Source organism: Streptomyces sp. H51, assembly GCF_035656535.1.
Taxonomy (GTDB): Bacteria; Actinomycetota; Actinomycetes; order Streptomycetales; family Streptomycetaceae; genus Streptomyces.
Genome location: NZ_JAYMHD010000039.1, coordinates 117841 through 144629, shown reverse-complemented (window position 1 = coordinate 144629; position 26789 = coordinate 117841). Strand labels below are relative to the sequence as shown.

Here is a 26789-nt window from a genome sequence, read left to right as displayed (position 1 = left end):
GAACTGGTCGCGCACAAGACGTTCCAGGGCAACCACCCGACCACCACGATCCTGGCGCGGGAGATCACCCCGTCCGTGCTCGGCCAGCTCATCGCCCTCTACGAGCACAAGGTGTTCGTCCAGGGCGCCGTATGGAACATCGACTCCTTCGACCAGTGGGGCGTCGAACTCGGCAAGGTGCTGGCCAAGCGCGTCGAACCCGCCCTGACGGAGGGCGCCGAGGTGCCGGGGCTGGACGCGTCCAGCAGGGCACTGGTCGCCACCTACCGCCGGCTGCGCGGGCGCGACTGACAGCCGCAGCCGCGGGCGCGGGCGCGGCTGCGGCGCCGCGGCGCCGGCGCGCGTGCGGTACGCCCGCTTCGGGGTCCCGTAGCCGCCCGGGCGGCCACCACGACGCCCGCCCGGGGGAGTGCAAAGTGCTGGGAACACAGCGGAGTTGGACCGGTGGCACGCTGACCGCTGTTCGTCGGCTCGGTCCTGCTGACGCTGCTGCTGTTCCGGCTGGGCGACGCCTTCGGGATCGTCGCGAGGCTGCCGCTGACCCTCGCCGGGCTGTGGACGGCCCTCTTCGTCACGGCGGGGGCGGACCGGCTCACCGGCAACTTCCTCGGCACCGCCGCCGTGCACCGCTGCCTGGGCGCCCCGTGACGGTCACGGCCGTCTCCCCGCTGGAACTGCGTCGGCTGCGGCAGCGGTACGGCATCCTGCTCGCGGCCCACCCGGCGACCCCGCCGCCGCTGTCCCCACCACCGCCGCACGCGCCCACCGGCCCGGCCGCGCAACCCGTACACGCCGGGCCCGCGCAACCCGTACGCCCCCGGCCGGCCGCACGACCCACGGCGTCCGCACGGCGGTCGACCGGCGCGGGGGGCCGCGGCGGGGCCGTGCTCAGGCCACCGCGCCGAGCGTGTCCGCCAGCCGCCGCCGGGCCGCGCGGGAGGCCGGCAACGCGGCGAGCGCGACCGCGCCCAGCACGGCGCCGGCACCGAACAGCACCAGCAGCGTCGGCGAGGGCACCTGCGCGACACCGGCGCCGATGCCGCTCGACCGGCCCTGCCGGTCGATCAGCCAGTGCGCCAGCGGCGTGCCGAGCAGCGTACCGGCGACGGCGGCGGCCAGGGCGGTGCAGCCCGTGGCCGTCACGGTCACCGCGGTGATCTGACGCGGGGACAGACCGATCGCCTTGAGCGCCAGCAGGTCGCGTTCGCCCTCCCGCACGGTGCCGCCGATCGCGGTCAGCAGCTCGATCAGGCCGATCAGGGCCAGGACGACGACCAGCCCGACGACGACCCCGCGCAGCGCCGACAGACCGTCGGCCGGGTTGGTCACGGCGTGCACGTCCAGGTGCCCGTGCCCGGCGGCGGTGAGGCGGCCGGCGACCTCGCGCGGGTCGGCGCCGGGGCGCAGCCGTACCTGGTACAGGGAGGGGGCGATACGGGGGTCGTTCTCGCGGAGGGTGTCGAGCGAGGTGGAGATGACCCGGCCGGCGTTCTCCGGTTCGATGCTGCGGCCGACGATGTGCAGGATCTGCGGCTGATCGCCCACGGTCATCCGCACCCAGTCGCCGACGTGGACGTCCAGCAGGTCGAGCAGCCCCTGCCCGGCCACCGCCTCGTCGTCGCCGTGCGCGGCGCGGCCCTCGGCCAGGGCGAACGGGTACGGCTCCCGGCGGGTGCCGAGGCCGCGCAGCGCGATCGTCGCGGTCTGGCCCGGGACCAGGGCGGCCACCTCCACGCCCGGGTAGGCGGCGGCGACCTGCGGATCGCGGTCCAGCAGGGCGCGGGCGTCCCGGTCCCCGAGCCCGGCGTCCGCGTGGACGGTGAGCGCGGCGGCGAGTCCGATCCGCTCCGGGCTCGCGTGGACGCGGTCGATGGTGGTCCACGCGCTCATCGCCACCACGATCAGCAGCAGCGGCAGCGCGAGGCGGGCCACCGTCGCCAGCGAGCGCGAACGGCGCGTGAACGCCTTGTGCCAGCCCAGGACCAGCGCCGGCGGCAGCCCCAGCCCGAGCGCCCGGCGGGCCGGGCCCGACAGCCGCCCGCCTGCCGCGGCGGGCCGCGGCACCGGGACCGGCGGCACCCGACCCGCCCGCCACGCCGCGAGCCCGGTGGTCGCGCCGATGAACAGCACCGCCCCCGCCGGCACCGCGAACAGCAGGGCGGTGTGCCCCGGCAGCCCCTGCCACACGCCCACCGCGTCCCCGAGCCGCCCCGGGACCCGGCTGCCCAGAGCCTGGGTGAGCGCGGCCGCGGCCGCCGCGCCGAGGAGGGCGTAGGCGACGTGCTGGAGCAGGAAGACGCGGACCACCTGGCCCGGAGTGAAGCCGACCGCCTTGAGCACCGAGATGTCCCGCAGGTGACCGTGGATACGGGTGGCGATCGCCCCGTGCACGGCGAGCCCGGCGGCGACCAGCGCGCCCAGGCCGAACAGCGCCAGCACCTGCCCCAGCAGCCGGCTGTCGCCCTGCGCCTCGGCGCGTGCCTGCTGCCAGGTGGACACCTCACCGATGGCGCCGGCGCCGAGGACGGTGACGGCACGCTGGACGGCGTAGTCCGTGTCGCCGGGGTCGGTCAGGCGCACTCCGATGACCTGGCCGGTCGGGGCGCGCACGGCGGAGGGCGGCGCCCAGACGAGGCCGGGCTGCTCGCCCGGCCGGTAGCGCGGCTCGGCGCTGTCGGCCACCCCGAGCACGGTCAGTGTCCGGGCGGTGCCGGGCAGGGTGAGGGTGTCCCCGGGGCCGGCCAGCAGGGCACGGGCCAGGCGGGTCTCCAGGACCACGCCGTCGGGCTGGGCGGGCCGCAGCCAGTGGCCGGAGACGAGCAGGGGGCGGCCGACGGCGGGGCGTGCGGCGGTGGCGCGCAGTTCGACGGAGGCGCGGGCGCCGCGCGAGACGAGGGTGGCGGACTCGGTGGTGTACGGGCCGGCGACGGACTCCACACCGTCCAGGCGGGCCAGCTCGCGCAGCGAGGCGGACTCGCCGGTGTGGATCCACACGTGCGCGCCACGCGCCTGCGTGAAGACGCGCTGCCAGGGGTTGGTGGCGTACCCGAACAGGGCCGTGGCCAGCAGCAGGGACGCCACGGTCCCGGCGGTGGCGAGGACGAGGAACAGCGCCTCGCCGCGGTGCGTGCGCAGATCGGAGTGCGCCCAGCGCAGTGTGGCTCGCACCCGGTCTCAGCCCCTTCGCCGGTCGTCGTCGGCCCGCATGTCAGTCCCTGAGCTCCAGCACGCCCGAGATGCCGGTGCCGCGGGCGGGTGTCCCGTCCAGTTCGGCGTCGTCGGCGATCCGCCCGTCGAAGAAGCTGATCACGCGGTCCGCGGCGCTCGCCAGCCGGGCGTCGTGGGTGACCAGCACGATCGTCTGGCCGCGCTGGTGGAAGCGGGACAGCAGCCGCATCACCTCGCGGGTGCCCTTGCTGTCCAGGCTGCCGGCGGGCTCGTCGGCGAGGAGCAGCGGCGGACGGTTGACGAGCGCCCGGGCCAGCGCGACGCGCTGCTGCTCGCCGCCGGACAGCTCGCCCGGCATGCTGCGCTCCTTGCCGGCGAGCCCCAGTTCGGCCAGCAGTTCCTCTCGCGCGGCGCGCGCCTGCCTCGCCGGGACGCCGGCCAGCAGGGCCGGCAGTTCCACGTTGTCGGCGACCGACAGGCCGGAGACCAGGTTGAAGAACTGGAAGACGATCCCGATGCGCCTTCTGCGCTCCACGGCCCAGCGCGCCTCGCCGTAGGCGTCCGTGCACTCGCCGTCCAGCCAGATGCTTCCGCTGTCCGGGCGCTGCAGTCCGCCGAGCAGGTGCAGCAGCGTGGACTTGCCCGCACCGGACGGCCCGGTGACCGCCACGAACTCGCCCTGACGCACGCACAGGTCGACCCCGCGCACCGCGTGTGCGGGCGCGCCCTCGCCGTGGTGCGTCTTCACCAGCCCCTCGGCGCGCAGCACGGGAGCGGCACCGTCGCTCACTCCAGCTCCTCCAGTTCCTCCTGGCACCGCTCCAGCCAGTCGAGGTCGGCCTGCAGGTGCAGCATCGCGCCCTCGATCAGCAGGTGGGCGATGCGGTTGTCCCGGTCTTCGGCGGCGGCCAGCTTCGACAGCCGGCGCATGGTGTTCAGGTACTGGCGCCGCTGCTTGTTGATCAGGGCGATCTGGTCGGTGAGTCCGGTTCGCGGGGCGAGCGCCAGCTTCATGAAGAACTCGTCCCGCACCCGCGGCTCGTCCTCGGGCTCCTCGAACCAGGCGCGCAGCGCTTCCCGCCCGGTGTCGGTGAGGTGGTAGACCTTCTTGTTGGGCCGGCTCGACTGCTCGACGTCCTCGCCCTCGATCAGTCCCTGCTTCTCGAGGCGGCCGAGGGTGACGTAGATCTGGCCGACGTTCGGCTGAGGGTACGCGGAGCCCAGCAGTTGCTCAAGGTCCTGCTTGAGCTCGTAACCGTGGGCCGGACCGCGCGCCAGGAGTGCCAGGAGGGGCAGGCGCACGTGTGCTGTCCTCCTGTCCTGCTGAATGTGGGCCAGGCCCTAGTATCGCGCATACCTAACAGGTATACATGGCCTCTGACTCCGGGCGAGGGCGGCCGGTGCCGGGTGTGCAAGGAGGAACCTATGCGGTGGACGCGTGCCGCGGGTAGGGGCCTCCTCGTTCTCGTCGTGGTCGTGGCCGGTCACCTAGCCGCGGGCGCGCGGGCCGGCGAGGGAAGCGCGGGCGGTCGCGGGCCCCTGACGTTCGCCACCGCCGGGGACCTCACCGGGTATCTCGGCCCCCTCCTGGAGGGCTGGAACCGCGCCCACCCCGGCGAGAAGGTGACGCTCGTCGAGCTTCCGGACTCCGCCGACGAGACGCACGCGCAGATGGCCACCGACCTGCGCGGCGGCCGCCGCAGCCGGTTCGACGTCCTCAACATCGACGTCAACTGGACCCCGGAGTTCGCGGCCGCCGGCTGGATCCGCCCGCTGCCGCGCGACCGCTTCCCGCTGAAGACCTTCCTGCGGCCGGTGGAGGACACGGCGACCTACGACGGCGAGCTGTACGCCGTCCCGTACGTCACCAACGCCGGTCTGCTGCTGTACCGCAAGGACGTCCTGGCCGCGGAGGGCGTCCCGCCGCCGCGCACCTGGGCCGAGCTGGAGCAGGACGCGAAGACCATCGCGCCGAGGCACGGCCTCGACGGATACGCGGGCCAGTTCCTGCCCTACGAGGGGCTCACCGTCAACGCGGCCGAGGCCGTCTACTCGGCGGGCGGCACCATCCTCGGCGACGAGGGCGCGCGCGTCACGGTGGACTCGGCCGCGGCCCGCGAGGGGATCGGGTTCCTGGTCCGCGGTGTCCGCGAGGGCTGGATACCGGAACAGGCGCTCACGTACAAGGAGGAGGAGTCCAAGCAGGCGTTCCAGGACGGCCGGCTGCTCTTCCTGCGCAACTGGCCCTACGCGTACGTCGTCGCGTCGGCCGCGGGCTCGCCGGTGGCCGGGAAGGTCGGTGCCGTGCCGCTGCCCGGGCCGGACGGGCCGGGGGCCGGCGTCCTCGGGGGCTCCAACCTCGCCGTCAGCACGCACGCCCGGCATCCCGACTCGGCCGCCCGGCTGATCGCGTACCTCACCAGCGAACCCGTCCAGCGCCAGGTGCTCACCCGCGGCGCCCTGCCGCCGGTGCGTGCCGCGCTGTACGAGGACCCCGAACTGGTGCGGCGGTTCCCGTACCTGCCGACCCTGCGGGAGAGCGTGCTCGCCGCCAGGTCCCGGCCCAAGAGCCCGCGCTACGACCAGGTGAGCCTGGTGGTGCAGGCCGTCGTGCACGACGCGATGACCGGGCACATGACGCCCGCTGCCGCGGTGCGGCGGCTGGCGCGCGAGCTCGCGGCCATCTCCGGTCGCTAGTTACCTGTTAGGTATCGAACGGGCCTCTCTTGGCGCCTTGCTGGTCTGATTTGTCAGCATATTCAGGGCGAACTCTTCGGTAGATTACGACTGCTCGTTGACATCTCTGCGACACCGCTACCTAACATGCATGCATAACGGCTAGCCCCTTCGCAGAGACAGGCCAATGGGTTGAACAGGCATCGCTGGTGGCGTGACGCAGTGATCTACCAGGTGTACGTCCGCAGCTTCCTGGACAGCACCGGCGACGGCGTCGGCGACCTGGCCGGCGTCCGGGCCGGACTGCCGTACCTGAGGAAGCTCGGTGTCGACGGGATCTGGCTGAGCCCCTTCTGCCCCTCCCCGCAGCACGACCACGGCTACGACGTGGCCGACTACTGTGACGTCGACCCGGTCTTCGGCGACCTCGCCGAGTTCGACCGGCTGGTGGCGGCCGCCCGGCGGCTCGGCGTCAAGGTGCTGCTGGACATCGTCCCCAACCACTGCTCCAGCGAGCACCCCTGGTTCCGCGAGGCGCTCGCCTCGCCGCCCGGCAGCCAGGCCCGCGCACGCTTCCTCTTCGCCGACGGCCGCGGCCCGGACGGCGCCGGGCCGCCCAACAACTGGCACGCCATGTTCGGCGGCCCGGCCTGGACCCGGGTGACCGAGGCGGACGGCCGCCCCGGGCAGTGGTACCTGCACATGTTCACGCCCGAGCAGCCCGACTGGAACTGGCGCCACCCCGACGTCCCCGCCGAGTTCGACCGCGTTCTGCGCTTCTGGCTGGACCGGGGCGTCGACGGCTTCCGCATCGACGTGGCCGCCGGCCTCTTCAAACACCCCGAGCTGCCCGACTCCCCGGACCCCGAGGCCGACGCCCGCACCCGCGACTCGGTCAACCCGCTCGCCTGGAACCAGCCCGAGGTGCACGGAGTGTGGCGCCGCTGGCGGTCACTGTGCGAGGAGTACGCGGCACGGGACGGCAACGAGCGGCTGCTGGTCGGCGAGGTCTCCGTGCCGACCGCACGCGAACACGCGCGGTACGTCCGCCCGGACGAGCTCCACCAGGCGTTCTTCTTCGACCTGCTCAGCGCCCCCTGGGACGCCGACGCCTTCCGCAAGGTCATCGCCGAGGCCATGCAGGACATCGCCGGCACCGGCTCCACGGTCACCTGGGTCCTCAACAACCACGACCAGGTACGCACCGTCACCCGCTACGGCGAACCCACCCCGCAGGGCAGCGGCCTCGGTGCCGCCCGCGCCCGCGCCGCCGCGCTGCTGATGCTGGCGCTGCCCGGCGCCGCGTACGTGTACCAGGGCGAGGAACTGGGCCTGCCGGAGGTCGTCGACCTGCCGGACGACGTGCTCACCGACCCGATCTTCCGTCGCACCGGCAGCCGCGCCCGCGTACGCGACGGCTGCCGGGTGCCGCTGCCGTGGTCCGGTCAGGCATCGCCGTTCGGCTTCACCTCCGGCGCCGAGGGCGCGCGGCCCTGGCTGCCGCAGCCGGAGTACTTCGCCGAGTACGCCACCGACCGCGCCCTCGCCGACACCCGCTCCTTCTGGCACCTCTACCGCGACGGCCTCCAGCTGCGTTCACGGCTGCCGCAGCTGGGGGAGGGCACGCTGCGCTGGCTGGACAGCCCGCCCGGCGTCCTCGCCTTCGGCCGCGGCGACGGCCTCGTCTGCGCCGTCAACTTCGGCACCGCGCCCACCCCCGCGCCGGTCCCCGGCACCCCGCTGCTGTCCAGCGGCCCCTGTCCGGCCGGCGTGCTGTCCGGCTCGACGGCGGCCTGGTGGCTCGGCGACCTCTGACCCACCGTCACCACTCCACCCACGAAGGGACATCGATGATGATGCGACGACGTACCACCCTGCTCACGAGCTGCACCGCCCTCGCCCTGGCGCTCGGCGCGACCGCCTGCGGAGGCGGCGGACCGGTCTCCGCGGGCGGCGGGGACAAGGCGCTCGGCGGCCAGACGGTCACCGTGGCCGGCGTCTGGTCCGGCAACGAGCAGAAGAACTTCCAGAAGGTGCTGGACGCGTTCAGCGAGAAGACCGGCGCCAAGACGCAGTTCGTGTCCACCGGGGACAACGTCTCCACCGTCGTGGGCAGCAAGATCGAGGGCGGCAACGCCCCGGACGTGGTGATGGTCCCGCAGCTCGGCGTGGTCCAGCAGTTCGCGAAGAAGGGCTGGCTCAAGCCCCTGTCCGCGACCACCGAGAAGGCGGTCGACGCGGGCTACGCCCCGATCTGGAAGAAGTACGGCAGCGTGGACGGCCGCCTCTACGGCCTCTACTTCAAGGCCGCCCACAAGTCGACCGTCTGGTACAGCCCCGACGCCCTCGCCCAGGCCGGCGTCGAGCCGCCGGCCACCTTCGACGCGATGCTCAAGGCCGGGCACACGGTCTCCGACTCGGGTCTTGCCGCCTTCTCGGTCGCCGGACAGGACGGCTGGACCCTCACCGACTGGTTCGAGAACGTCTACCTCTCCCAGGCCGGACCGGAGAAGTACGACGCCCTCGCCGCGCACCGGCTGAAGTGGACCGACCCCTCGGTCGTCGAGGCGCTCGGCACGCTCGGCAAGCTGTTCGAGGACAAGCAGTTGGTGGCGGGCGGGCAGAAGGAGGCCCTCAACACCGACTTCCCCGGCTCGGTGGAGAAGGTCTTCGGCCCCGAGCCCGACGCCGGCATGGTCTACGAGGGCGACTTCGTGGCCGGCGTGGCCAAGGACCAGTTCGGCAAGGCGATCGGCGAGGACGCCGACTTCTTCCCCTTCCCGGCCGTCGGCGGCGGCAAGGCCCCGGTGGTCAGCGGCGGCGACGCGGCCGTCGTCCTGAAGGACGGCAAGAACGCCGGCGCCGGCATGAAGCTCCTGGAGTACCTGGCGACCCCCGAGGCCGCGGCCGTGTGGGCGAAGGCGGGCGGCTTCCTCTCCCCGAACAGGAAGCTCGACCTCGCCGAGTACGGCGACGACGTCACCCGCGCCACCGCCAAGTCCCTGGTCGCGGCCGGTGACTCGGTCCGCTTCGACATGTCCGACCAGGCGCCCGCCGCCTTCGGTGGCACCAAGGGGGCCGGCGAGTGGAAGCTCCTGCAGGACTTCCTGCGCGACCCGTCGGACCCGAAGGGGACCGCGGCGAAGCTGGAAGCCGCCGCGGCCAAGGCCTACCAGGACTGACGCGCCATGACCGCGACCCTGGTGAAAGAGACCGCGAGTCCGCGGCCGCCCGCCGAGCGCGTCCGGCGCGCACGGCGGCGGGCCCGCGCCGTCGCCCTGCTGTTCGCCTTCCCGGCGCTGCTCCTGCTGGGCGCGCTCGTCGTCTACCCCGTGCTGTTCTCGGTCGGCCGCAGCTTCTTCGACGCCTCCGGCACCCGCTTCGTCGGCGGCCAGAACTACACCGAGATGTTCCGCGACCCGGCGACCCTCAAAGCCGTACGGAACACGGCCGTCTGGGTCGTGGTGGCCCCGGCCCTGCTGACCGGCCTCGGCCTGATCCTCGCGGTGCTGGTGGAGAAGGTCCGCTGGGCCACCGCCTTCAAGCTGCTGCTGTTCATGCCGATGGCGGTGTCCTTCCTCGCCGCCGGCATCGTCTTCCGCCTCGCCTACGACGAGGACCCGGACAAGGGAGTGCTGAACGCGGCCGTGGTCTCCGTGCACGACGCCTTCACCGGCACGTCGTCCTACCCGACGGCACGGGCGCGTGAGGGCCAGGGGCTGACGAAGGAGGCGGACGGCTCCTACCGGACGGGCGCGAGCGTCTCGCCGGGGGACATGGTGACCCTCGGCCTCGTCGGGGTGCGCCCCGACGACGTCCCCGGCGCGGCGCGGCCCGCGTACCCGGCCGCCGGGCGCGCGGCAGCACCCGGAGACCTGCGCGGGGTCGTCTACCTGGACTTCACGCCCGGCGGGGGAGGGAAGCAGGGCGAGGTCGACCGGCGCGAGAGCGGCCTGCCGGGGATGCGGGTCGACGCGGTGCGCGACGGCAGGACGGTCGCCTCGACGACCACCGCCTCCGACGGCTCCTTCCGCTTCGCAAGGCTGGACGGGGGCCCGTACGCCGTGCGGCTGCCCGCCGCCAACTTCGCGCCGCCCTACGGCGGAGTCTCCTGGCTCGGCCCGGCGCTCGTCACACCGGCGATCATCGGGGCGTACCTGTGGATCTGGACCGGGTTCGCGATGGTGCTGATCGGCGCGGGCCTCGCGACGCTGCCCAGGGACGCGCTGGAGGCGGCCCGGATGGACGGCGCGAACGAGTGGCAGATCTTCCGGCGCATCACGGTGCCGCTGCTGGCCCCCGTGCTGACGGTCGTCTTCGTGACCCTCGTCATCAACGTGATGAAGGTCTTCGACCTCGTCTACGTCATCGCGCCCGGGCCGGTGCAGGAGGACGCGACCGTGCTCGCCACACAGATGTGGCTGGTGTCCTTCGGCGGCGGCAACGACCAGGGCCTCGGCAGCGCGCTGGGCGTCCTGCTGCTGCTCCTGGTGGTCCCCGCCATGGTCTTCAACGTCCGCCGCTTCCGAAGGAGCCAGCGATGAACGCCCTGCGGCGCTCTGTGAGCAACGGTCTCGTGCAGGCATTCCTGGTGCTGATCGGCCTGGTCTGGCTGACCCCGCTGGCCGGCCTGTTCCTCTCCTCCCTGCGCTCGGCCCAGGACACCGCGAAGGGCGGCTGGTGGACGGCCCTGGCGAGCCCCGGTGAGCTGTCCCTCGACAACTACACGGCGCTGCTGAAGAACGCGGGGATCACCCAGGCGTTCTGGAACACCGTGCTGATCTCGGTGCCGACGACGGTGCTCGTCGTCGGCATCGCGGCCCTCGCCGGATACGCCTTCGCCTGGCTGGACTTCCCCCTGCGGGATCCGCTCTTCCTGCTGGTGGTGGCCCTGTTGGTGGTGCCGGTGCAGATCGGACTGCTGCCGGTCGCCAAACTCTTCGGCGAGCTGGGCCTGTTCGGCACCATTCCCGGGGTCGTCCTCTTCCACGTGGCCTACGGGCTGCCGTTCGCGGTGTTCCTGCTGCGCAACTACTTCGCCGAGATGCCGAAGGAGATGCTGGAGGCGGCCCGGATGGACGGCGGCGGCGAATGGCGCATCTTCACCCGCCTGGTGCTGCCCGTGGGCCGGCCGGCGCTCGCCAGCCTGGCCGTGTTCCAGTTCCTGTGGGTGTGGAACGACATGCTGGTGGCGCTGCTGTTCGCGGACAGCTCCTCGCAGCCGCTGACCGTGGAACTCCAGTCTCAGATACGGCAGTTCGGCAGCAACATCGATGTCCTGGCGCCCGGCGCGTTCGTGTCCCTGGTGGTCCCGGTGGTGGTGTTCTTCGCCTTCCAGCGGCACTTCGTGCAGGGCGTGATGGCCGGGTCGGTGAAATGAGACGGGGTGCGGCGAGGGTGTCCTCACCGCACCTCGTCCGGGTACGTCCGCGCTCAGGCCAGCGCAGGCGGGTACAGCGACCGCGGCAGCTGGGAGGCCGCCGCCGCGTCCAGCAGCCACAGGGTGCGGGCACGGCCCCGGGCGCCCGCCGCCGGGGCCTGGATCTCGCCCGCGCCGGACAGCGCGATCGCCGCGGCCTCCGCCTTGTCCTCGCCCGCCGCGAGCAGCCACACCTCGCGCGCGGACCGGATCGCCGGGAGCGTCAGCGTCACCCTGGTCGGCGGCGGCTTCGGCGCGCCGTGGACGCCGACCACCGTGCGCTCCGTCTCCCGTACCGCGGGGAGCTCGGGGAACAGCGAGGCCACGTGCGTGTCCGGGCCGACGCCCAGCATCAGCACGTCGAAGGCGGGCACCGGCGCGTGGTTCTCCGGGCCGGCCGCCCGGGCCAGCTCCTCGGCGTACGCGGCCGCGGCGGCGTCCACGTCGGTGCCGTACGGGCCGTCCGAGGCCGGCATGGCGTGCACCCGCTCCGGGTCCAGCGGCACCGCGTCCAGCAGTGCCTCGCGGGCCTGCGTGACGTTGCGCTCCGGATCACCCTCCGGCAGGAAGCGCTCGTCTCCCCACCACAGGTCCAGCCGGCTCCAGTCGACGGCGTCCCGGGCGGGTTCGGCCGCGAGCGCCGCCAGCAGTCCGTTGCCGTTGCGGCCGCCGGTCAGGACCACGGACGCGTAGCCCCGGGAGGCCTGCGCGTCGACGATCTTCGTGACCAGGCGGGCCGCGGCGGCCTGCGCCATCAGTTCCTTGTCGCGGTGCACGACCAGCTGCGGAGCGCTCACTTCACCGCCGCCCTCTTCACCGGTTCCCGCGCCGCCGCTTCCTTCGCGGGAGCCTTCGCGGCGTCCTCGACCGGGGTCTCGACGGCGACCGGTTCCCCTTTGGCCGGCTCCTCGCCCCCCGGGGCCGCTTCGGCGGCGAAGGTGTCGGTGGCGGCCGCCACCGCGTTCAGCCGCTCCACCCCGAACCGCAGCGCCGACGCGTAGGTGTCGTCCGGGTCGAGCCGGCGCAGCTCCTCCGCGATCAGCTCGGCCGTGTCGCGCCGCTTCAGCGCCACCGCACGGTCCGGCTGGCCCTGTATGGACAGCGTCGCGAGCGAGCCGTCGGCACGGTCCAGGGCGATCGGACCGCAGTCGGTGGCCATGCGGACCGCGGTCAGCCCCGGCCCGCTCGACAGCGAGCGCCGGACCGGGACGTCCAGCCGGTCCGCGAGCCACATCGCCAGCAGCTCGCAGCTCGGGTTGAACTCCTCGCCCTCCACCTCGACCGCCTTCACCTCGCAGGTGACCTGGTCCAGGGCCGCCGCCAGCATCGAACGCCACGGCGTGATGCGGGTCCACGACAGGTCGGTGTCGCCGGGGGTGTAGGTGTCGGCGCGGGCGGTCAGCTCGCTCACCGGCTGCTCCGCGGCGTAGGTGTCCGTCACCCGGCGCTGGGCCAGCGCGCCCAGCGGGTCGTTCGCCGGGTCGAGCGGCGCGTTCACCGGCCACCACACCACCACCGGGGCGTCCGGCAGCAGCAGCGGCAGCACCACCGACTGGGCGTGGTCGACGACCTCGCCGTACAGCCGCAGGATGACCGTCTCGCCGGTGCCCGCGTCCGCGCCCACCCGCACCTCGGCGTCCAGCCGGGACGACGTGCGGTCGCGGGGCGTGCGCGAGACCCGCTTGATGACCACCAGGGTGCGCGAGGGGTGCTCGTGCGAGGCGTCGCCGGCCGCCTTCAGGGCGTCGTAGGCGTTCTCCTCGTCCGTGACGATGACCAGCGTGAGCACCATGCCGACGGCGGGTGTGCCGATGGCCCGGCGGCCCTGCACCAGCGCCTTGTTGATCTTGCTGGCCGTGGTGTCCGTGAGGTCTGTCTTCATGGCCGGCGCCAGCTCCGTCCCTCTCGTGCGAGCATTTCGTCCGCCTCGACGGGCCCCCACGTCCCGGCCGGGTACTGGGCCGGCTTGCCGTGCGTGTCCCAGTACTGCTCGATCGGGTCGAGGATCTTCCAGGACAGCTCGACCTCCTCGGTGCGCGGGAAGAGGTTCGAGTCGCCCAGCAGCACGTCCAGGATCAGCCGCTCGTACGCCTCCGGGCTCGACTCGGTGAAGGACTCGCCGTAGGCGAAGTCCATCGACACGTCCCGGATCTCCATCGACGTGCCCGGCACCTTGGAGCCGAAGCGGACGGTGACGCCCTCGTCCGGCTGGACGCGGATGACGATCGCGTTCTGGCCCAGCTCCTCCGTCGCCGTGGTGTCGAACGGGGAGTGCGGCGCCCGCTGGAAGACCACCGCGATCTCGGTGACCCGGCGGCCCAGCCGCTTGCCGGTGCGCAGGTAGAAGGGGACGCCCGCCCAGCGGCGGTTGTCGATGTTCAGCCGCAGGGCCGCGTAGGTGTCGGTCTTCGACTGCGGGTCGATGCCCTCCTCCTGGAGGTAACCGACCGCCTTCTCACCGCCCTGCCAGCCGGCCGCGTACTGCCCGCGCACGGTGTCGCGGCCCAGGTCCTTCGGCAGCCGCACCGCGCCGAGCACCTTGGTCTTCTCCGCGGCCAGCGCGTCCGCGTCGAAGGATGCGGGCTCCTCCATGGCGGTCAGCGCCATCAGCTGCAGCAGGTGGTTCTGGATGACGTCGCGGGCCGCGCCGATGCCGTCGTAGTAGCCGGCCCGGCCGCCGATGCCGATGTCCTCGGCCATGGTGATCTGCACGTGGTCCACGAAGGACCGGTTCCAGATCGGCTCGAACATGGTGTTGGCGAAGCGCAGCGCCAGGATGTTCTGGACGGTCTCCTTGCCCAGGTAGTGGTCGATGCGGAACACCTGGTCCGGCGCGAAGACCTCGTGCACGACCTGGTTGAGCTCCTTGGCGGACTCCAGGTCGTGGCCGAACGGCTTCTCGATGACCGCCCGCCGCCACGAGCCGTTCTCCTGGTCGGCCAGGCCGTGCTTCTTCAGCTGCTGGATGACCACCGGGAACGACCGCGGCGGCACCGACAGGTAGAACGCGAAGTTGCCGCCGGTGCCCTGCGCCTTGTCGAGCTCGTCGATGGTGGCGCGCAGCCGCTCGAACGCGTCGTCGTCGTCGAAGGTGCCCTGGACGAAGCGCATCCCCTGGATGAGCTGCTGCCAGACCTCCTCGCGGAACGGCGTCCGCGCGTGCTCCTTGACGGCGTCGTGGACCTCCTGCGCGAAGTCCTCGTGCTGCCACTCCCGGCGCGCGAAGCCGACCAGCGAGAAGCCGGGCGGCAGCAGACCCCGGTTGGCGAGGTCGTACACGGCGGGCATGAGCTTCTTCCGCGACAGATCGCCCGTGACGCCGAAGATGACCAGACCCGACGGCCCCGCGATGCGCGGGAGCCGTCGGTCTGCGGGGTCACGAAGCGGGTTCGCTCCGTGTACAGGTGTCAAGATCTCAGCCCTCCGCGGGGGCGAGGCGCTCCAGCTCCGCCTCGGTGGACTTGAGCAGGTCGTTCCAGGACGCCTCGAACTTCTCGACGCCCTCGTCCTCCAGGACCTGGACCACGTCGTCGTACGAGATGCCGAGCTTCTCCACCGCGTCGAGGTCGGCGCGCGCCTGCTCGTAGGTGCCGGCGACGGTGTCACCGGTGATCTCGCCGTGGTCCTCGGTGGCCAGCAGCGTGGCCTCCGGCATGGTGTTCACCGTGTTCGGCGCCACCAGGTCGACGACGTACAGCGTGTCCTTGTACGCCGGGTCCTTCACGCCCGTCGACGCCCACAGCGGACGCTGCTTGTGGGCACCGGCGTTCTCCAGCGGCTGCCAGCGGTCGGAGGCGAAGACCTCCTCGTACGCCTGGTAGGCCAGACGGGCGTTGGCGAGGGCGGCCTTGCCGCGCAGCGCCTCGGCCTCGTCGGTGCCCAGGGCGTCGAGCCGCTTGTCGATCTCGGTGTCCACGCGGGAGACGAAGAAGGACGCCACGGACCGGATCAGGGACAGGTCCAGGCCGCGCTCCTTGGCCTTCTCCAGGCCCGCCAGGTAGGCCTCCATGACCTTGCGGTACCGCTCCAGCGAGAAGATCAGCGTGACGTTGACGCTGATGCCGAGGCCGATGACCTCGGTGATCGCCGGCAGGCCCGCCTCGGTGGCCGGGATCTTGATGAGCGTGTTGGGCCGGTCCACCAGCCAGGCCAGCTGCTTGGCCTCGGCGATCGTCGCCCTGGTGTCGTGCGCCAGTCGCGGGTCGACCTCGATGGAGACCCGGCCGTCCTGGCCGTCGGTGGCGTCGAAGACCGGCCGCAGGATGTCGGCGGCGTCCCGGACGTCCGCCGTGGTGATCATGCGGATGGCCTCTTCGACGGTGACCTTGCGGGCGGCGAGGTCCGACAGCTGCCGGTCGTAGCCGTCGCCCTCGGAGATCGCCTTCTGGAAGATCGTCGGATTGGTGGTGACGCCCACGACGTGCTGCTGGTCGATCAACTCGGCGAGGTTGCCGGACGTGATCCGCTTGCGCGACAGGTCGTCCAGCCAGATCGCCACGCCTTCCTCGGAGAGGCGCTTGAGTGCGTCTGTCATGGAATACATCTCCTACGGGTCGTATGTGAGCGTCAGCGCCGGGCGGCGGCGATGGATTCCCGCGCCTGGGCAGTCACGTTCTCGGCGGTGAAGCCGAACTCGCGGAAGAGCACCTTGCCGTCGGCGGAAGCACCGAAGTGCTCCAGGGAAACGATGCGACCGGCGTCCCCGACGTACTTGTGCCAGGTGAGTCCGATGCCCGCCTCCACCGCGACACGCGCCTGCACGTGCGGCGGCAGAACGCTGTCCCGGTACCCCTGGTCCTGCTCCTCGAACCACTCCACCGACGGCATGGAGACGACCCGCGTCGGCACCCCGTCGGCCTGCAGCCGCTCGCGTGCCTCGACGGCGACGTGCACCTCGGAACCGGTGGCGATCAGGATGACCTCCGGCTCGCCGCCGTCGGCCTCGAACATCACGTAGCCGCCGCGGGCCGCGTCCTCGTTCGGCTCGTACGTCGGCACGCCCTGGCGGGTCAGCGCGAGGCCGTGCGGGGCGCCCTTGCCGAACTCCTTGGTGTGGCGCCGGAGGATCTCGCGCCAGGCGATGGCGGTCTCGTTGGCGTCCGCCGGGCGGACGACGTTCAGGCCGGGGATCGCGCGCAGCGACGCCAGGTGCTCGACGGGCTGGTGGGTGGGGCCGTCCTCGCCGAGGCCGATGGAGTCGTGCGTCCACACGTACGTCACCGGCAGGTGCATCAGCGCCGACAGCCGCACCGCGTTGCGCATGTAGTCGGAGAAGACGAGGAAGGTGCCGCCGTAGATCCGCGTGTTGCCGTGCAGCGCGATGCCGTTCATCTCCGCGGCCATGGCGTGCTCGCGGATGCCGAAGTGGATCGTGCGGCCGTACGGGTCGGCCTCCGGCAGCGGGTTGCCCTCCGGCAGGAACGACGACGTCTTGTCGATGGTGGTGTTGTTGGAGCCGGCCAGGTCGGCGGAGCCGCCCCACAGCTCGGGGATCACCGCGCCCAGCGCCTGCAGCACCTTGCCGGACGCGGCACGCGTGGCGACGCCCTTGCCGGTCTCGAAGACCGGGAGCTTCTCCTCCCAGCCCGCGGGCAGCTCGCCCGCCTGGACGCGGTCGAACTCGGCGGCGCGCTCGGGGTTGTGCTCACGCCACAGCTGGAACGACTTCTCCCACTCGGCCTTCGCCGCACGGCCCCGCTCCAGGGCCTGGCGGGTGTGCTCGATGACCTCGTCGGAGACCTCGAAGCTCCGCTCCGGGTCGAAGCCGAGGACCCGCTTGGTGGCGGCGACCTCGTCCGCGCCGAGCGCCGAACCGTGCGCGGCCTCGGTGTTCTGGGCGTTCGGGGCCGGCCAGGCGATGATCGAGCGCATCGCGATGAAGGACGGCCGGTCGGTGACCGCCTTCGCCTTCTGGACCGCCTCGTGGATGGCGGCCGGGTCGAGGTCGCCGTTCTCCTGCGGCTCGACGCGCTGCACGTGCCAGCCGTAGGACTCGTACCGCTTCACGGTGTCCTCGGAGACGGCCGTCTCGGTGTCGCCCTCGATCGAGATGTGGTTGTCGTCCCACAGCAGGATCAGGTTGCCGAGCTTCTGGTGGCCGGCCAGCGAGGACGCCTCCGCGGAGATGCCCTCCTGGAGGCAGCCGTCGCCGGCGATGCAGTAGACGAAGTGGTCGAAGGGGGACTCGCCCTGCGGGGCCTCCGGGTCGAACAGGCCACGCTCGTAGCGGGCGGCCATCGCCATGCCCACCGCGTTGGCGACACCCTGGCCCAGCGGGCCGGTCGTCGTCTCCACACCCTTGGTGTGCCCGTACTCCGGGTGACCGGGGGTCTTCGAGCCCCAGGTGCGGAACGACTTCAGGTCCTCCAGCTCCAGACCGAAGCCGGCCAGGTACAACTGGGTGTAGAGGGTCAGGGACGAGTGGCCCGCGGACAGCACGAAGCGGTCACGCGCGACCCAGTCCGGGTCGGCCGGGTCGTGCCGCATCACCTTCTGGAAGAGGGTGTAGGCGGCGGGCGCCAGACTCATCGCCGTACCCGGATGGCCGTTGCCGACCTTCTGTACGGCATCGGCGGCCAGGACGCGGGCGGTGTCCACGGCCCGCTGGTCCAACTCGGTCCACTCGAGGTCTGTGGTGGTCGGCTTGGTGCTCACCCTGGGTCAGGGCTCCTCTCCACATGTCACGCATGTCGATAGCCGGTGCGTCGGGCGCCGGCCGTTGTCGAGCCTACCCCCGTAGGTACGTGCGTCTTTTCGAGTCGCTCCAGACTGCCGGGAGTGCATGGCCTCCGTCTCCCAGCCGCGCCGTGGCGCGTTCGGCAACTGAATGCGCGGCCGCTCGTCCGTGCGCTCGAAGTGCCCGGGTTCCGCTCGTGCGGGCATGCCGCCGGACACGACCCCACCCCCGCGGATGCCCGGGTCTGGGCAACGTCTACAGTGGCGTGGTACGCGCGAGCCTTTACCTGTGGTTCACATGGTGAGGGCTCGCTGGGATGTCTCTGTCAGGGGTGTGCGTGACGGCCGTCGAATCCCGTCCAGCGGGGGTGGTGCTCGATGCCAGCCAGAAGTCGAGCCGCCGGCCGTTCGGGGCCCGTGTCAAGGCGTTCGTGGCGCTGACCAAGCCGCGGATCATCGAGCTCCTGCTCATCACCACCGTTCCGGTGATGTTCCTCGCCCAGCAGGGTGTTCCGGACCTGAAGCTGGTCCTGCTCACCTGCGTCGGCGGCTACCTCTCCGCGGGCGGCGCCAACGCGCTGAACATGTACATCGACCGCGACATCGACGCGTTGATGGACCGCACCTCGCAGCGCCCGCTGGTCACCGGCATGGTCAGCCCGCGCGAGTGCCTGGCCTTCGGCATCACGCTGGCCGTCGTCTCGACGCTGATGTTCGGGTTCGCCGTCAACTGGCTGTCGGCCTGGCTGTCACTCGGAGCGCTCCTCTTCTATGTCGTCGTCTACACGATGCTGCTCAAACGGCGTACCGCGCAGAACATCGTGTGGGGCGGCATCGCGGGCTGCATGCCCGTGCTGATCGGCTGGTCGGCCGTGACGGACTCGCTCTCCTGGGCGCCGGTCGTCCTCTTCCTGGTGATCTTCTTCTGGACGCCGCCGCACTACTGGCCGCTGTCCATGAAGGTCAAGCAGGACTACGCGCGCGTGGGCGTGCCGATGCTGCCGGTCATCGCCTCCAACAAGGTGGTGGCCCGGCAGATCGTGATCTACAGCTGGGTGATGGTGGGCGTCTCGCTCGTGCTGACGCCGCTCGGCTACACCGGCTGGTTCTACACGGCCGTGGCCCTTGCCGCGGGCGGCTGGTGGCTCTGGGAGGCGCACGCGCTGCAGAACCGGGCCAAGGCCGAGGTGACGGGCGCGAAGCTGAAGGAGATGCGCCTGTTCCACTGGTCGATCACCTACGTGTCCCTGCTGTTCGTGGCCGTGGCGATCGACCCCTTCCTGCGCTGACGTACGTCACAGTGCCCTGCCCTCGCCAGTCGATCTACCGCTGAGTAGCATCCTGGCCATGGCAGACACGCAGCAGGTTGACGCGAAGGCCGAGCAGAAGGCAGCCCGGCTCGCCAAGCAGATCGACGCCTTCTCCAAGGCCCACGGCGGCGCCGAGGCCCAGGTGGCCTACATCGGCGAGCGCGGCGCCCGGATCGTCCTGGTCGGCGAGGACGGCGGCTGGGGCGACCTGGTGGCCCCCAGCTACGGGATCGCCGAGAAGGCGGTGGAGAAGGCGGGCGTCACCGTCCACGAGGCCTTCGACGGCGAGTTCGCGGCGAAGGTGCGCACGGGCGAGTACGAGTGGAAGAGGATGGCCGGCATCCAGCTCGGCGGCTGAACGACCGGGCGGAGAAGCCCGGCGGAGAAGCCCGGCGGAGAAAGCCCGGCGGAGAAAGCCCGGCGGAGAAAGCCCGGGGGACCGGACGCGACCTGACGCCCGGTTCACCCGTCGGGCCTGCGAGGCGGCGTCCGACGAGCGCCCCGCCGATCATCGAGGCCGCCCTGGTCCGCACCGGCACCCGCGGCGCGACCGTCCGCGCCGGGATCCGGGGAACCGGCACCCTACGGCAAGACAGTCTTCCCCAGCGCACCCGGCACCCGCCCGAGCTGTCGCTCGCCCGGGTGCCGGGTGCCGGGTAGCCGAGGGCGCCTGGTCCGAGGGCGCCTGGTCCCGGGCCGACCCCGGCCGGGTGGCGGGCGTCCTCACGGCCGGAAACGCCCGCCGGGTGCACCGCCCGGACCCAGCCCAGGGCGGGCGGTGCGCGGCGCCGGCGGGGTCAGGCGGAGGTGCCGGCCTTCAGCTCGGCCGAGGGTCCCGGCAGGTCGGCCGTGACGTCGGGGCGTTCACGCAGGGCCAGCAGGACCCGGAGGACGCCGATCCACATCAGGCACGAGCCGAACATGTGCAGGGCGACCAGCACCTCGGGAAGCTTCGTGAAGTACTGGACGTAGCCGATGGCGCCCTGCAGCAGCAGTACGACGAACAGCTCGCGGGTGCGGTCCAGCGGGCCCTTGGGGGCGTCGACCGCCTTCAGGACGAACCACAGGGCGAACGTCAGCGTCACCACGATCCAGGCCAGTACGGCGTGCAGCTTGCTGACCGTCTCCCAGTCCAGCGGCATCCGCTCCACCTCGCTGGAGTCGCCCGCGTGCGGACCGGAGCCGGTCACCACCGTGCCGACCGCGATCAGCACGACCGACGCGGCGACCAGGAACCACACCAGCTGCCGCACGGCCGGGCCGACCAGCGGCCGGGGCGCGCCGTCTCCCTCCCGGGTGCGCTGCCACATCACCGTGGCGACCGCGATCAGGGCCGTGGAGAGCAGGAAGTGGGCCGCGACCGTGTACGGGTTCAGGCCGACCAGGACCACGATGCCGCCGAGGACCGCGTTGCCCATCACCAGCCAGAACTGCGCCCAGCCCAGCCGGGTGAGGCTGCGCCGGAACGGCTTCGCGGCGCGCGCCGCGACGATCGCCCAGCCGACCGCCGCGCACAGCACGTAGGTCAGCAGCCGGTTGCCGAACTCGATGGCGCCGTGCAGGCCCATCGCACTGGTGGTGGTGAGCGAGTCGGCCGTGCACTTGGGCCAGGTCGGGCAGCCGAGCCCGGAACCGGTCAGCCGCACCGCACCGCCGGTGACCACGATGACCACCGACATCACGAGCGCGGAGAGGGCCGCCCGCTGAACCGTCCGGGGGGCCGGGGTCCAGCGTTCGGCGACGAAGGCGAGCGGGTTGCGCGCGGCGGCCTGGGCGTCGGCGCGGGAGAGGTTTGGCACGCGCCCCATGGTAGGCCGCCGCTTGTGCACGCTTTCACGAGGGTCCACGGTGTGCCTACTCCCAGCGGAAGAACGTCCCCGCGGCCGCGAGGCCCACGACCGCCCACCCGGCCAGGATCCCCAGGTCGGCCCAGGGCATGCCGGCCCCGTGCTGCAGCACCTCCCGCAGGCCGTCCGACAGGGCGGAGACGGGCAGCAGGCCGAGCACGTCCTGGGCGCCCGGGGGGAACTTGTCCAGCGGCACGACCACCCCGCCGCCCACGAGCAGCAGCAGGAACACCAGGTTGGCGGCGCCCAGGGTGGCCTCGGCCTTCAAGGTGCCCGCCATCAGCAGCCCGAGCCCCGAGAAGGCGGCCGTCCCCAGCACCAGCAGGAGCAGCACGGCGGCCGGGTTGCCGTGCGGCGACCAGCCCAGCGCGAAGGCGATCGCCGTCAGCAGGATCACCTGGAGGATCTCCGTGACCAGCACCGACGCCGTCTTCGCCGTCATCAGGCCCCAGCGCGGCAGCGGCGAGGAGGCCAGCCGCTTCAGGACGCCGTAGCGGCGTTCGAAGCCCGTCGCGATCGCCTGGCCGGTGAACGCCGTCGACATCACCGCCAGCGCCAGGATGCCGGGGGTGAGGAAGTCGACGGCCTCGCCCGCACCGGTGTCGACGATGTCCACCGAACCGAACAGCACCAGCAGCAGGGTGGGGATGACGACGGTGAGCAGCAGCTGCTCGCCGTTGCGCAGCAGCATCTTCGTCTCGAGCACGGCCTGCGCCGCGATCATGCGGGGCAGCGGGGCGGCGCCCGGCATCGGCGTGTACGTACCCACGGTCACGAGCGCAGCTCCTTGCCGGTCAGCTCCAGGAAGACGTCTTCGAGGGTGTGCCGCTCCACCGAGATCTTCTCCGGCATCACCCCGTGCTGCGCGCACCACGAGGTCACGGTCGCGAGCAGCTGCGGGTCGACCTTGCCGACGACCCGGTACGAGCCCGGCGTCAGCTCGTCCGCCGAGCAGTCCGCGGGCAGCGCCTTCAGCAGGGAGCCGACGTCCAGGCCCGGGCGGCCGGTGAAGCGCAGCGTGTTCTCCGCGCCGCCGCGGCACAGCTCCTCCGGGGAGCCCTGCGCGACGACCCGGCCGGCGTCGATGACCGCCACGTCGTCGGCGAGCTGCTCGGCCTCGTCCATGTAGTGCGTGGTGAGGATCACCGAGACGCCGTCCGCGCGCAGGTCGCGCACCAGGTCCCAGGTGGCGCGGCGGGCCTGCGGGTCCAGGCCGGCGGTCGGCTCGTCCAGGAACACCAGCTCCGGGCGGCCCACCACGGCCATCGCCAGCGCCAGGCGCTGCTGCTGCCCGCCGGACAGGCGCCGGTAGGCCGTGCGGCCGCACGAGCCGAGCCCGAGCCGCTCGATCAGCGCGTCCACATCCAGCGGATGCGCGTGCAGCCGGGCGACGTGGCGCAGCATCTCGTCCGCCCGCGCGCCCGAGTAGACGCCGCCGGACTGGAGCATCACGCCGATCCGCGGGTGCAGCTCCCGGGCCTGCCGCACCGGGTCGAGGCCGAGGACGCGCACCGTGCCGGAGTCCGGCCTGCGGTAGCCCTCGCAGGTCTCGACCGTCGTCGTCTTGCCCGCGCCGTTGGGGCCGAGCACGGCGGTCACGCCCGCGCGGGCCACCAGGTCGAGACCGTCCACGGCGGTCTTCGTGCCGTACCGCTTCACCAGGCCCCGGACCTCGATGAGCGGGTGCGACGCGAAGCGTCTCCCCGATGGGTCGTGGCCGGGAGACGGGTGGGCGGGCTCACTTCGCATGGGTCCAGAGTCTAGGTTCGCCGCCGGCGCCCCCGACGCGCGGGTGCGGGATCGGATCCGCCCGCCCTGCCGCGTCCGCCCGCCCGGTCGGCCGGAGATCGTTCCCGCAGGTGGGGTTAGGTATGCCTAAGTGACGCAGGGCACCGTCCGGCCGTCAGGAGGCGGCTTGCCCGGCCCTGACGAATTACGCAACAATGGCGTTGTGAAAAACGGCGAGCCTTCGACTGCGTCCCGGCAGGAGGAACTCGCGACCGGTGAGCGCTCCACACGCAACCGCGTCGCGCGCTCCATCCTGGACCACGGGCCGTCGACCGTCGCCGAGCTCGCCGCGCGGCTGAGCCTGACCCAGGCCGCCGTACGCCGGCACCTCGACGCGCTGGCCGCCGACGACGTCGTGGAGGCACGCGAGCAGCGGGTCTACGGCGCCCGCACCCGCGGCCGCCCCGCCAAGGTCTTCGCGCTCACCGACTGCGGCCGTGACGCCTTCGACCAGTCCTACGACGAGCTCGCCGCGGACGCCCTGCGCTGGATCGCCGAACGCGAGGGCGGCGAGGCGGTCGCGGCCTTCGCGCGCGCCCGCATCGCCGAGCAGGCGAGCGCCTACCGCACGGCGGTCGAGGGCGCCGCTCCCGACCGGCGGGCCGAAGCCCTGGCCAAGGCCCTGAGCGTGGACGGGTACGCTGCTACGGCACGCAGCGCGCCCCTCCCGCACCAAGGTGAGCAGCTGTGCCAGCACCACTGCCCGGTGGCCCACGTCGCGGAGCAGTTCCCCCAGCTGTGCGAGGCGGAGACGGAGTTCTTCGCCGAACTGCTCGGGACCCATGTGCAGCGGCTGGCCACCATCGCCCACGGCGACGGCGTCTGCACCACCTTCATCCCCAAGATTTCCCACAACGCATCCACAAGCACGGCCGGGAGGAACCCCGCATGACACTCCCCACGGAGACCGCCCACCCCGAGCTCGAAGGCCTGGGCAAGTACGAATACGGCTGGGCCGACTCCGACGAGGCCGGTGCCGCGGCGAAGCGCGGCCTGAGCGAAGAGGTCGTCCGGGACATCTCCGCGAAGAAGTCCGAGCCGGAGTGGATGACGAAGCTGCGTCTGAAGGGCCTGAAGCTCTTCGAGAAGAAGCCCATGCCGAACTGGGGCTCGGACCTGTCCGGCATCGACTTCGACAACATCAAGTACTTCGTGCGCTCCACGGAGAAGCAGGCGGAGTCCTGGGAGGACCTGCCCGAGGACATCAAGAACACCTACGACAAGCTGGGCATCCCGGAGGCCGAGAAGCAGCGGCTCGTCGCCGGTGTCGCCGCCCAGTACGAGTCGGAGGTCGTCTACCACCAGATCCGTGAGGACCTGGAGGAGCAGGGCGTCATCTTCCTCGACACCGACACCGCCCTGAAGGAGCACCCGGAGCTCTTCAAGGAGTACTTCGGCACGGTCATCCCGGTCGGCGACAACAAGTTCGCGTCGCTGAACAGCGCCGTGTGGTCCGGCGGCTCCTTCATCTACGTGCCGAAGGGCGTGCACGTGGAGATCCCGCTGCAGGCCTACTTCCGCATCAACACGGAGAACATGGGCCAGTTCGAGCGGACCCTGATCATCGTCGACGAGGGCGCCTACGTGCACTACGTCGAGGGCTGCACCGCCCCGATCTACAAGTCGGACTCGCTGCACAGCGCGGTCGTCGAGATCATCGTCAAGAAGAACGCCCGCTGCCGCTACACGACCATCCAGAACTGGTCGAACAACGTCTACAACCTGGTCACCAAGCGCGCCGTCGCCTACGAGGGCGCGACCATGGAGTGGGTCGACGGCAACATCGGCTCCAAGGTGACGATGAAGTACCCGGCCGTCTACCTGATGGGCGAGCACGCCAAGGGCGAGACCCTGTCCATCGCCTTCGCGGGCGAGGGCCAGCACCAGGACGCCGGCGCCAAGATGGTCCACATGGCCCCGAACACGTCCTCCAACATCGTCTCCAAGTCGGTGGCGCGCGGCGGCGGCCGTACCTCCTACCGCGGACTGATCGAGATCGGTGAGGGCGCTCCCGGCTCCAAGTCCAACGTGCTGTGCGACGCGCTGCTCGTCGACACCATCTCCCGCTCGGACACCTACCCCTACGTCGACGTCCGCGAGGACGACGTGTCCATGGGCCACGAGGCGACCGTCTCCAAGGTCTCCGAGGACCAGCTCTTCTACCTGATGAGCCGCGGTCTGAGCGAGTTCGAGGCGATGGCGATGATCGTGCGCGGCTTCGTCGAGCCGATCGCCAAGGAACTGCCGATGGAGTACGCGCTGGAGCTCAACCGGCTGATCGAGCTGCAGATGGAAGGCGCGGTCGGCTGACCCGCCCCATCACCGGCAGACGTCTTACTCAGGAAAGAGAGCACTACGACAGCCATGGCTGAGGCCCAGAACTCCACCACGCCCGGCTCCGATCGCGCGGGGGCCCCGCCGCTGGGGTCCACCACCGCCGGGTCGATCGCGGTCGCCGCCGAGTCGACCGTCGTCTCGCGCATGAGCGCGCCGCCCTCCTTCGACGTGGCGGACTTCCCCGTCCCGCACGGCCGGGAGGAGGAGTGGCGGTTCACCCCGCTGGAGCGCCTGCGCGGCCTGCACGACGGCACCGCGACCGGCGGCGGCTCGATCAAGGCCGAGTTCTCCGTGCCCGACGGCGTCACCGTCGAGACGGTCGGCCGCGACGACGCCCGGCTCGGCCGGGCCGGCGCGCCGGTGGACCGGGTCGCGGCCCAGGCCTACTCCGCCTTCGCGGAGGCGACCGTCGTCACCGTGCCGAAGGAGACCGTGCTGAGCGAGCCGGTCCGCCTCGCCCTGCACGGCGAGGGCGGCGTGACCTACGGCCACACCGTCTTCGAACTCGAGCCCTTCGCCGAGGCCACCGTCGTCATCGACCACACCGGCGACACCGTCCGCGCCGCGAACGTGGAGTACATCGTCGGCGACGGCGCGAAGCTCACCGTGGTCACCGTGGTCGACTGGGACGACACCGCCGTCCACGTGGCCCAGCAGGGCGCCCTGATCGGCCGGGACGCCGGCTTCCGGCACATCGTCGTCACCTTCGGCGGCGACCTGGTGCGGATCCACCCGCGCGTGACCTACGCCGGCCCCGGCGGCGAGGCCGAACTGCTCGGCCTGTACTTCACCGACGCCGGCCAGCACCACGAGCACCGCCTCCTGGTCACCCACAACGCCCCGCACTGCAAGTCGAACGTCGTCTACAAGGGCGCGCTCCAGGGCGACGACGCGCACGCCGTGTGGATCGGCGACGTGCTCATCGAGGCCGCGGCCGAGGGCACCGACACCTACGAGATGAACCGCAACCTCGTCCTCACCGACGGCGCCCGGGTCGACTCGGTGCCGAACCTGGAGATCGAGACCGGCGAGATCGTCGGCGCCGGTCACGCCTCCGCCACCGGCCGCTTCGACGACGAGCAGCTGTTCTACCTGATGGCCCGCGGCATCCCCGAGCACGAGGCCCGCCGCCTCGTCGTGCGCGGCTTCTTCGCCGAACTGGTCCAGCAGATCGGCGTCCCGGACATCGAGGAACGCCTCATCGCCAAGATCGACCAGGAGCTGGAGGAGTCCGTCGCATGACCGGATCACCGGGCTTCGTCCGCGTCTGCGCGCTGAGCGAGCTGGAGGACGGCACCCCGAAGCGGGTGGAGATCGACGGCACGCCGGTGTCCCTCGTGCACACCGAGGGTGAGGTCTTCGCGATCTACGACATCTGCTCGCACGCGAACGTCTCGCTCTCCGAGGGCGAGGTGGAGGACTGCCAGATCGAGTGCTGGCTGCACGGTTCCGCCTTCGACCTGCGCACCGGCAAGCCGTCCGGCCTCCCCGCGACGCGCCCCGTCCCCGTATACCCCGTCAAGATCGAAGGGGACGACGTTCTCGTCTCCCTCACCCAGGAGTCCTGAG

The 26789-nt window shown here is 72.0% G+C and carries 22 protein-coding genes and 1 pseudogene; 12 read left to right on the top strand and 11 right to left on the bottom strand.

Features of this window, described 5'->3' with window-relative positions; all coding sequences use genetic code 11:
- A pseudogene (locus tag VKA29_RS12505) lies at nt 1-291 on the top strand (glucose-6-phosphate isomerase); the annotation flags it as partial.
- A gap of 597 nt (nt 292-888) precedes the next feature.
- Here the strand turns inward: VKA29_RS12505 and VKA29_RS12500 are convergent.
- From VKA29_RS12500 to VKA29_RS12490, 3 genes are read right to left on the bottom strand one after another with little or no spacing between them, the layout of a single operon-like run.
- On the bottom strand, nt 889-3168 hold the full coding sequence (locus VKA29_RS12500; protein WP_324785502.1) for an ABC transporter permease: 2280 nt from the start codon (nt 3166-3168) through the stop codon (nt 889-891).
- 40 nt (nt 3169-3208) lie between these two features.
- Complete coding sequence (locus VKA29_RS12495) at nt 3209-3958, bottom strand: ABC transporter ATP-binding protein (RefSeq protein ID WP_324785501.1); 750 nt, start codon at nt 3956-3958, stop codon at nt 3209-3211.
- Nucleotides 3955-4470, bottom strand: coding sequence for a PadR family transcriptional regulator (locus VKA29_RS12490; RefSeq protein ID WP_324785499.1), 516 nt, complete (start codon nt 4468-4470; stop codon nt 3955-3957). The genes VKA29_RS12495 and VKA29_RS12490 overlap by 4 nt, the downstream gene beginning before the upstream one ends.
- 123 nt (nt 4471-4593) lie before the next feature.
- On the opposite strand from VKA29_RS12490, the gene VKA29_RS12485 reads away from it, so the two are divergent.
- From VKA29_RS12485 to VKA29_RS12465, 5 genes are all read left to right on the top strand, one after another.
- On the top strand, nt 4594-5865 hold the full coding sequence (locus tag VKA29_RS12485; protein ID WP_324785498.1) for an ABC transporter substrate-binding protein: 1272 nt from the start codon (nt 4594-4596) through the stop codon (nt 5863-5865).
- A 171-nt stretch (nt 5866-6036) separates the two neighbouring features.
- Nucleotides 6037-7659 (top strand): glycoside hydrolase family 13 protein, encoded by a 1623-nt coding sequence (locus VKA29_RS12480; protein WP_324785496.1) that lies wholly within the window; start codon nt 6037-6039, stop codon nt 7657-7659.
- Nucleotides 7660-7697: 38 nt separating this feature from the next.
- A complete protein-coding gene (locus VKA29_RS12475) occupies nt 7698-9026 on the top strand; it encodes an ABC transporter substrate-binding protein (protein WP_324785510.1) in 1329 nt (442 codons plus the stop codon).
- Between the two features lie 6 nt (nt 9027-9032).
- Complete coding sequence (locus tag VKA29_RS12470) at nt 9033-10388, top strand: ABC transporter permease subunit (RefSeq protein WP_324785495.1); 1356 nt, start codon at nt 9033-9035, stop codon at nt 10386-10388.
- Entirely contained in the window at nt 10385-11224 is an 840-nt protein-coding gene (locus tag VKA29_RS12465; protein WP_324785494.1) for a carbohydrate ABC transporter permease, read from the top strand. The genes VKA29_RS12470 and VKA29_RS12465 overlap by 4 nt, the downstream gene beginning before the upstream one ends.
- Before the next feature lie 53 nt (nt 11225-11277).
- Here the strand turns inward: VKA29_RS12465 and pgl are convergent, their stop codons facing one another.
- Genes pgl through tkt form a run of 5 tightly spaced genes read right to left on the bottom strand, consistent with a single transcriptional unit; the run spans nt 11278 to nt 17917 of the window.
- Nucleotides 11278-12060, bottom strand: coding sequence for a 6-phosphogluconolactonase (pgl, locus tag VKA29_RS12460; RefSeq protein ID WP_324785493.1), 783 nt, complete (start codon nt 12058-12060; stop codon nt 11278-11280).
- Entirely contained in the window at nt 12057-13145 is a 1089-nt protein-coding gene (gene opcA / locus VKA29_RS12455) for a glucose-6-phosphate dehydrogenase assembly protein OpcA (RefSeq protein WP_324785492.1), read from the bottom strand. The genes pgl and opcA overlap by 4 nt, the downstream gene beginning before the upstream one ends.
- On the bottom strand, nt 13142-14674 hold the full coding sequence (zwf, locus tag VKA29_RS12450; RefSeq protein WP_324785491.1) for a glucose-6-phosphate dehydrogenase: 1533 nt from the start codon (nt 14672-14674) through the stop codon (nt 13142-13144). The genes opcA and zwf overlap by 4 nt, the downstream gene beginning before the upstream one ends.
- 4 nt (nt 14675-14678) lie before the next feature.
- Nucleotides 14679-15797, bottom strand: a complete 1119-nt coding sequence (gene tal, locus VKA29_RS12445; protein WP_324785490.1) for a transaldolase — start codon at nt 15795-15797, stop codon at nt 14679-14681.
- Between the two features lie 32 nt (nt 15798-15829).
- The gene (gene tkt, locus VKA29_RS12440; RefSeq protein ID WP_324785489.1) at nt 15830-17917 is read right to left on the bottom strand and encodes a transketolase; all 2088 of its coding nucleotides are present in this window, start codon (nt 17915-17917) and stop codon (nt 15830-15832) included.
- A gap of 338 nt (nt 17918-18255) precedes the next feature.
- Here tkt and VKA29_RS12435 point away from each other — a divergent pair, with 338 nt between their 5' ends.
- Both VKA29_RS12435 and VKA29_RS12430 read left to right on the top strand, forming a co-directional pair.
- Complete coding sequence (locus tag VKA29_RS12435; RefSeq protein ID WP_324785488.1) at nt 18256-19227, top strand: heme o synthase; 972 nt, start codon at nt 18256-18258, stop codon at nt 19225-19227.
- 58 nt (nt 19228-19285) lie between these two features.
- Complete coding sequence (locus VKA29_RS12430; protein ID WP_324785487.1) at nt 19286-19606, top strand: hypothetical protein; 321 nt, start codon at nt 19286-19288, stop codon at nt 19604-19606.
- Nucleotides 19607-20045: 439 nt separating this feature from the next.
- On the opposite strand, the gene VKA29_RS12425 is transcribed toward VKA29_RS12430, so the two are convergent.
- From VKA29_RS12425 to VKA29_RS12415, 3 genes are read right to left on the bottom strand one after another with little or no spacing between them, the layout of a single operon-like run.
- Nucleotides 20046-21056 carry a COX15/CtaA family protein gene (locus VKA29_RS12425; protein WP_324785485.1) on the bottom strand — a complete coding sequence of 337 codons (1011 nt, stop codon included), beginning with the start codon at nt 21054-21056 and terminating at the stop codon, nt 20046-20048.
- Between the two features lie 46 nt (nt 21057-21102).
- On the bottom strand, nt 21103-21846 hold the full coding sequence (locus VKA29_RS12420; RefSeq protein ID WP_324785509.1) for an ABC transporter permease: 744 nt from the start codon (nt 21844-21846) through the stop codon (nt 21103-21105).
- Between the two features lie 20 nt (nt 21847-21866).
- On the bottom strand, nt 21867-22844 hold the full coding sequence (locus VKA29_RS12415; RefSeq protein WP_324785484.1) for an ABC transporter ATP-binding protein: 978 nt from the start codon (nt 22842-22844) through the stop codon (nt 21867-21869).
- Between the two features lie 202 nt (nt 22845-23046).
- On the opposite strand from VKA29_RS12415, the gene VKA29_RS12410 reads away from it, so the two are divergent.
- Genes VKA29_RS12410 through VKA29_RS12395 form a run of 4 tightly spaced genes read left to right on the top strand, consistent with a single transcriptional unit; the run spans nt 23047 to nt 26788 of the window.
- Complete coding sequence (locus VKA29_RS12410; protein ID WP_324785483.1) at nt 23047-23775, top strand: metalloregulator ArsR/SmtB family transcription factor; 729 nt, start codon at nt 23047-23049, stop codon at nt 23773-23775.
- Entirely contained in the window at nt 23772-25193 is a 1422-nt protein-coding gene (gene sufB, locus VKA29_RS12405; protein WP_324785481.1) for a Fe-S cluster assembly protein SufB, read from the top strand. The genes VKA29_RS12410 and sufB overlap by 4 nt, the downstream gene beginning before the upstream one ends.
- Nucleotides 25194-25247: 54 nt before the next feature.
- Nucleotides 25248-26462 (top strand): Fe-S cluster assembly protein SufD, encoded by a 1215-nt coding sequence (sufD, locus tag VKA29_RS12400; protein WP_324785479.1) that lies wholly within the window; start codon nt 25248-25250, stop codon nt 26460-26462.
- Nucleotides 26459-26788, top strand: coding sequence for a bifunctional 3-phenylpropionate/cinnamic acid dioxygenase ferredoxin subunit (locus VKA29_RS12395; protein WP_324785478.1), 330 nt, complete (start codon nt 26459-26461; stop codon nt 26786-26788). Before sufD ends, VKA29_RS12395 begins: the two co-directional genes overlap by 4 nt.
- The last annotated feature ends 1 nt before the right edge of the window (nt 26789 follow it).